Genomic DNA, 5,927 nt, shown 5'->3' on the forward strand with positions numbered 1-5,927 from the left:
CGTCCGAATGCATGCTCAACCGGCAGCGCCGCGAAAAGCCGCTGGTCGACAAGGCGATCAAGGGCGGGACCCGTGTCGTGAAACCGAAATTCGGTGTCGATGAGGATATCTGCACGGGCGACCATGCCTGCATGCGGCTGTCCGGCTGTCCCTCGCTGTCGGTCAAGTCAACAGACGATCCGCTGCGCGACGATCCGGTCGCTCATATCGACCAGAGCTGCGTCGGCTGCGGCAATTGCGGCGAGGTCGCCGATGCGGCAGTGCTCTGCCCATCCTTCTACCGCGCCGACGTCGTCCACAATCCGAGCCGCTGGGACCGTTTCCTGGAAGCCGCGCGCCGCGCCACCATCAGCCTGTTGCAGCGACGCCGCGAAAGCCGGCGGCTGACCTTCGCCGATGCTTGACGCTGTCCCCCCACTTCGCGCCCGCGCCGGCGCTCAGGATAGCGAGCGTGTCATCAAGCTCGCCGTGCTGGCGGTCGGCGGCCAGGGCGGTGGCGTGCTCGCCGACTGGATCACCGATGTCGCCGAGCGCAACGGCTATGTTGCGCAATCGACCTCGGTCGCCGGTGTCGCCCAGCGTACCGGCGCCACCATCTATTATGTCGAGATGGCCCGCGACACCGGCCGGCTGCCGGTCTTTGCCCTGTCGCCGTCGCAGGGCGATGTCGACATCCTGATCGCCGCCGAATTGATGGAAGCCGGCCGTGCCATCATTCGCGGCTTCGTCACGCCCGACCGCACCACGCTGATTGCCTCGTCGCACCGCATCGCCGCCGTGTCGGAAAAGATCGAACCGGGCGATGGCCGGGCTTCGTCCTCCAAGGTGCATGCGACGGCGGAAGCCGCATCGAAGCGCTTCATCGCTTTCGACATGGAAAAGATCGCAGCCGACAATGGCTCGATGATCTCGGCCAGCCTGCTTGGCGCGCTAGCGGGGTCCGATGCGCTGCCCTTCACCCGCGAGAGCTACGAACAGGCGATCGGTGCCGGCGGCCGGGGCGTCAAGGCCAGCCTTGCTGCCTTCGGCGCTGCGTTTGACCGCGCGCGCGGCACGGCAGCACCGGCGCAGAAGCCGGCTGAGCCCGCGATTGTCGAATCTGCCCTGGGCACAGGACAGGTGAGTGGCCCGCAAAACCTGCTGCAGGGCTGGCAGGCCTTGGCTGACCGCATCGACCTGTTGCCGGTAGCCGTACGCGACATGGCACTTCGGGGCTTGAGAAAGGTCGTCGACTATCAGGACATCGCCTATGGGCGCGAGTATCTCGACCGGTTGGACAAGGCCGTCGCGCTAGACGGGCCGCTTCAGGGCTATGGCCTGTCGATCGCTGCTGCCAAGCATCTGGCCAACGCGCTATGCTACGACGACATGATCCGCGTCGCCGATCTCAAGACGCGCTCGACGCGCGGCAAACGTGTGCGCCGCGAGGTCGGCGTCAAGGACGGCTCGATCCTGCAGGTGACCGAATATTTCCACCCGCGCATCGAGGAGTTCTGCGGCACGCTGCCGGCGGGTCTGGGCAGCTACATCGAGGACCGCCCGAAGCTCGCCGCCCTTCTCGATCGCCGCATCAATCATGGCCGCCGCATCCGCACCGACAGTTTTGCCGGCTTTGCCGCTTTGTGGTTCATCGGCGGCCTGCGCCGCTGGCGCCGTAGTCTGCTGCGCCACAAGGTCGAGGTCGCGCATCTCGATCGCTGGTACGCGCTGGCTCTCGACCATGTGCCCCAGGACTACGCACTGGCCGTCGAGATCCTCAATTGCCGCCGGCTGATCAAGGGCTACAGCGACACCCATGTCCGGGCACAGTCGAAATTCGACCGCGTGCTGTCGGCGCTCGACCTGGTCAAGGGCCGAGCCGACGCCGCCGACTGGATCCGCCGCCTGCGCGAGATGGCGCTGAAGGACGAGAAGGGCGACATGCTCGACGGCGCGCTGAAGACGGTGGCGACGCTGGGGCCGGACCCAATCGGCTGAGATATCTAGCGGGCGTCCACGGATTGGAGCGGCGCTAACCTTAACTCCGGGCTGGCTGACAGGATTGCCCGTGCGCCGGCGCTGACGCGGGGCCAGGTGCCTGGCCCCGCCGTGCTTCGATCAGTTATGGTGCCAGCGGCGCCAGTGATGGTGCGGGTGCCAGCCATAGACCGGAGCGTGCCAGTAATGGTAGTGCGGGCGCACGACGACGACGCCGTTCGGCACGCAACGGCCCCATCGGTTCGGGTGCCAGCCGATGCCGCACCCCCAGCGGACATGCTCGACCAATGCCGGGGCGGCCGGATGGGTTACAGACATGACGGGCATCGCGCTGGACGCGGTGGCGGTCACGACAGTTCCACTGACCGCCAGGATAGCGGCTGCTGCATAGTTTTTCAGGCGACTCATAATTGGGCTCCGAGTGCATTCGAGTTTGAAGATGGCCGCCCGGCACGGTGCGATCGGGCAGGCTTGTCCCTTCTCTTCATTAAACGGCGTCTCGAGCATTTTCCGTCGGTCGTCATGGCGATTTTTTCGGCGCCACGGCAGCGCGGCGTTCCATGTGGCGCAGCAATGCCTGTGCCAGCACGCTCCGGTTTTCGGGTGATGTGTTCGCCGCGAAGTCGACAATGGCCTGCTCGAGCCGGGTGCGAACCGTCGCGTCGGCGTTGCGTGCCCGCTCCAGGGCCGCCGACACGGCGGCCTTGTCCATGACAGGCTGTTGCAGCAGGTCCGCTGCCTGCTGCCTGGCCTGCTGGCCATCGAGAATGATCTGACGGGACTGCACGCGAACCTGGCGCAGCGCCTCGCGGAACGCCTTGCGATCCTGGTCGGGAAGTTGTCGGCCGGCCGATTCCAGCGAGACACCTGTTTTGGCATTTCTCAGCCAGACCGCACCGCCGACGAATGCGCCGGCAAGAAAGACGTTCAGCACCACGGAAGCAATAACCAGACCACGGACCCAGCGCGTGCTCATAGGCTTTCCTCACCGTTCTCGGCAGCGGGGCCGGCATCGCCAAACGCCGTCGCATTGGCATCCAGCACATAATGGTCCGGCTGGACCTCCGGCGTGACGATGGTCACCAGGGCCAGCCCTGCCACGGCACCGGCCAGACCAATGCCGGCAAGTCCCAGCCCCAGCCACCAGAACCGCTTACGCCGGCGCTGGACGAGGTGCCGGCCGGCAGCCTGCAGAATGCTGCCGTGCAGTGCCTTGTCCGGGGCGTCGACGCGGTAGCTGTCGAGCAGCGCGTCAAGTGTCCCGGCCTGCCTCAAGATGGCCTTGCCCGCGCCGCTCGCGGCAAAGACCGTGCCGGCCATTCGCTCAGCCTCGGGCCATCGCCGCAAGTCGCCGCCATAGGCCTGGGCCAAGACGGCAAAGCGCCTGGCATCCATTGCGGGTTCGTTCCTGGATCCTTCAGCCATGTGTCGCCCCCTTGCCCGTCGGCGCCGGGCGCCAAGCGGCACCAGCAAGGCGCAATGGCCGTGGTGCGTTGGTGCTTGCCCGGTGCTTACTCATCGGCGCCATCCCCCGCCAGGATCGCCTGCAGCGACCGCCGGCCGCGCGCAAGCAGGCTCTCCAGGGCATCGACGCTGATCTGCAAGGTCGCTGCCGCCTCGATATTGGACATCTCCTGATAGTAGACCAGAACGATGGCTTCGCGCTGGCGCGGCGCTATGGCTTGCAGCGCCCGTTCGACCCGAAGCGCTTCCTCCTGGCGAGGGGCATCGGGAAGTGCCGCGGGGTCGACCATCTCCGGCAGGTCGCCGGTCACCCACTCGCGCCTGCGACGCAGCCGGTCGTAGCAAAGGTTGAGCGTCACCCGGTGGATCCAGCTGTCGAAGCGCGCATTGCCGCGCCGCCAGCTCGCGGCATGGCGCCAGATCCGCACGAAGGTTTCCTGGGCGACATCCTCGGCCTCCGCCGCATCGCCGAGCATGCGCACGGCAAGCGCCAGGATACGCGGCAGCTTGCGCGCGACGAGGGTTTGCACCGCTGCCGGCTCGCCGGCGCCAACACGGCGAACCAGCTCCTCGTCCGGATCCGCAGCCATCAGTCGGCGAACTCCCGATATTCATCGCGCGTCATTGCCTCTTGGTCATTGCTCCCTGCTTGACCTCTTGGTCATTGCTTCGGCTTGGGAGCGGTTTTGTGGCCCGGCAGTTCGTCGGCCGTCAAAATGCCGTCGGCATTCTTGTCCAGCCGGGCGAAGCGCCTGGCGAAGAATGCATCGAGTTCGGCGCGATCGATGAAGCCGTCATGGTTGGAATCGATCCGCGCGAAGGATTTGGCGGCGTCGCCCTTGACGTTGCGCTTCGTCTGAAAGGCCTCCCATTCCAGCAGGCTGATCTTGCCGTCGCCATCCGTGTCGGCCGCCATGATCGCCTTTTCGCGCCGCTTCTGGAATTTGGCCAGCGTGATGTCGGACCTGGTCCCCGAAGCGCCTGGCGCGGCAAGTGGCGCGGCGGTCGGCGGTGCAGGCGGCGTCGTTGCCTGGGCGAAAGCCGCAACGGTCTGCAAACTCAAGGCAACGACTGATATCGAACGGCGGATCATGCTGTGCGTCTCCAGGTTGGCGCGACGCAGACGGCTTGTGCCGCCATCGCGCTTCAACCGTTAAACGCCGCGACCCGGAAAATCCGTCGGTCGCGCCTGCTGATCCGTTCACGCCCGGACAAAAGAGGGTGCCCATCCCGGCTCGATCGGGATGGAAGGAACTCTAGTCCGACTGGTCGGCCGCAATCAGTTGTTCGGGCTTGAACCCGGCATGTTGCGGGGTCCACACCTCGCCCTCGCGATTGAACCAGTGGCACAGATACATGCCCGAGGCTGCCCCATCGCTGATCGTCATCCTGGGACCTCCGGATTTCAGCCTGACGACGTCTCCGGTCTTGAAATTGTTGGGCATTTTTGACCTCCCATGCTGAGGCCATGATTTTCACACCAAACCGGTGTCTCGACAATGGCAGATCTGCCAGGCCGGCGCCGCAATCCTTTGCACCAGCTGCGAAGGGGCAGACAGACGACAAAAATGGAGGAGGAATGGTGCCGCTTGCGTGACTCGAACACGCGACCCCCGCATTACGAATGCGGTGCTCTACCAACTGAGCTAAAGCGGCCCAGGAAGCCAAGGCCTCCAGGATGCGGCGGTGATAGACGCAACCGGGCGCGAATTCAAGATGCGACTTGGCAATTCCTGCGTCGGCGTCGTGGCACCCTCGAAAGCCGGCCGCCGCCTTGTCCGCCAATCAATCGCCAAGGGAATGCGGCGCACGGTGCGTGTGCTCCCTGTGCGCGAAAATCGGCGAAACATGCTGATTTTGTTGCCGGAACAGCGCCGGAATGGACTTTGCACACCTCTGCGAGGCAGAATACGCCGCTCGCCCGTTGATTGATTGGTCGCCTGCGGCTAACGATCACGGCAAGGTTGGCAAAGACAGAGGGACCCGCTTGGACGCGATCGAAAAAGCGATCCGGAACGCCTTGGAGAAAGGCAATGCCGAGGACCGCGCGTTCCGCGAGAGGGTCTATCGCTCGGCTTTTGCCGCGCTCGATCGCGCGCTCCAGGCCAATCCGGGTGTGACCGTTGAGGTCGCCATCAAGCGCCGCAAGGCAATTCAGGCGAAAATCACCGAAATCGAATCCGAGTTCCTGCCGGCGGTGCCGGATGTCGGTCCGCAGGGCGATGCACCGGCGGTCGAACTCGGAGCGGACCCGGCGCCCGCGGTCGAAACCGGCCGACAGGCATCGTCCCCCGATGTCGTCGTCGACGGACCCGTGCAATCCGCTGCCGATGCGCCGCGCTCCCGCGTTCTGCCCGTCGTTCCCGACATCATGCCGGAGGCCACGCTTCCCGATGCTCCGGCCATCGACATGTCGGTTCCGGCCTCGGCCGGCGCGACGACGGAAGTGGCGCCCGACCGCGATGAACGGCGCATAAGGGGACGTC

General features: G+C 65.5%; 7 protein-coding genes, 1 tRNA gene and 2 pseudogenes. 3 read left to right on the top strand and 7 right to left on the bottom strand.

Going from position 1 to position 5,927, the window contains the following annotated elements:
- Positions 1–404: pseudogene (locus EN939_RS17780) on the top strand (indolepyruvate ferredoxin oxidoreductase); the annotation flags it as partial.
- Positions 397–1,977: an indolepyruvate oxidoreductase subunit beta family protein gene (locus tag EN939_RS17785; RefSeq protein WP_127269061.1), complete on the top strand. Its 1,581-nt coding sequence runs from the start codon at positions 397–399 to the stop codon at positions 1,975–1,977. The pseudogene EN939_RS17780 and the gene EN939_RS17785, both read left to right, overlap by 8 nt.
- Positions 1,978–2,097: 120 nt before the next feature.
- On the opposite strand, the gene EN939_RS17790 is transcribed toward EN939_RS17785, so the two are convergent.
- From EN939_RS17790 to EN939_RS17820, 7 genes are all read right to left on the bottom strand, one after another.
- Entirely contained in the window at positions 2,098–2,385 is a 288-nt protein-coding gene (locus EN939_RS17790; protein ID WP_127269062.1) for a GCG_CRPN prefix-to-repeats domain-containing protein, read from the bottom strand.
- A gap of 112 nt (positions 2,386–2,497) precedes the next feature.
- Positions 2,498–2,953, bottom strand: a complete 456-nt coding sequence (locus EN939_RS17795) for a periplasmic heavy metal sensor (RefSeq protein WP_127269063.1) — start codon at positions 2,951–2,953, stop codon at positions 2,498–2,500.
- Complete coding sequence (locus EN939_RS17800; protein WP_127269064.1) at positions 2,950–3,402, bottom strand: hypothetical protein; 453 nt, start codon at positions 3,400–3,402, stop codon at positions 2,950–2,952. The genes EN939_RS17795 and EN939_RS17800 overlap by 4 nt, the downstream gene beginning before the upstream one ends.
- A gap of 86 nt (positions 3,403–3,488) precedes the next feature.
- Positions 3,489–4,031 (bottom strand): RNA polymerase sigma factor, encoded by a 543-nt coding sequence (locus EN939_RS17805; protein ID WP_127269065.1) that lies wholly within the window; start codon positions 4,029–4,031, stop codon positions 3,489–3,491.
- Between the two features lie 71 nt (positions 4,032–4,102).
- Complete coding sequence (locus EN939_RS17810) at positions 4,103–4,534, bottom strand: EF-hand domain-containing protein (protein WP_127269066.1); 432 nt, start codon at positions 4,532–4,534, stop codon at positions 4,103–4,105.
- A 163-nt stretch (positions 4,535–4,697) separates the two neighbouring features.
- Entirely contained in the window at positions 4,698–4,886 is a 189-nt protein-coding gene (locus EN939_RS17815; protein WP_023811455.1) for a YodC family protein, read from the bottom strand.
- A 135-nt stretch (positions 4,887–5,021) separates the two neighbouring features.
- A tRNA-Thr gene (locus EN939_RS17820) sits at positions 5,022–5,097 on the bottom strand.
- 331 nt (positions 5,098–5,428) lie between these two features.
- Here EN939_RS17820 and EN939_RS17825 point away from each other — a divergent pair.
- Positions 5,429–5,927 (top strand): annotated as a pseudogene (locus tag EN939_RS17825) (hypothetical protein); the annotation flags it as partial.

Origin of the sequence: Mesorhizobium sp. M7A.F.Ca.CA.002.05.1.1 (assembly GCF_003998335.1) — a bacterium.
Classification (GTDB): domain Bacteria; phylum Pseudomonadota; class Alphaproteobacteria; order Rhizobiales; family Rhizobiaceae; genus Mesorhizobium.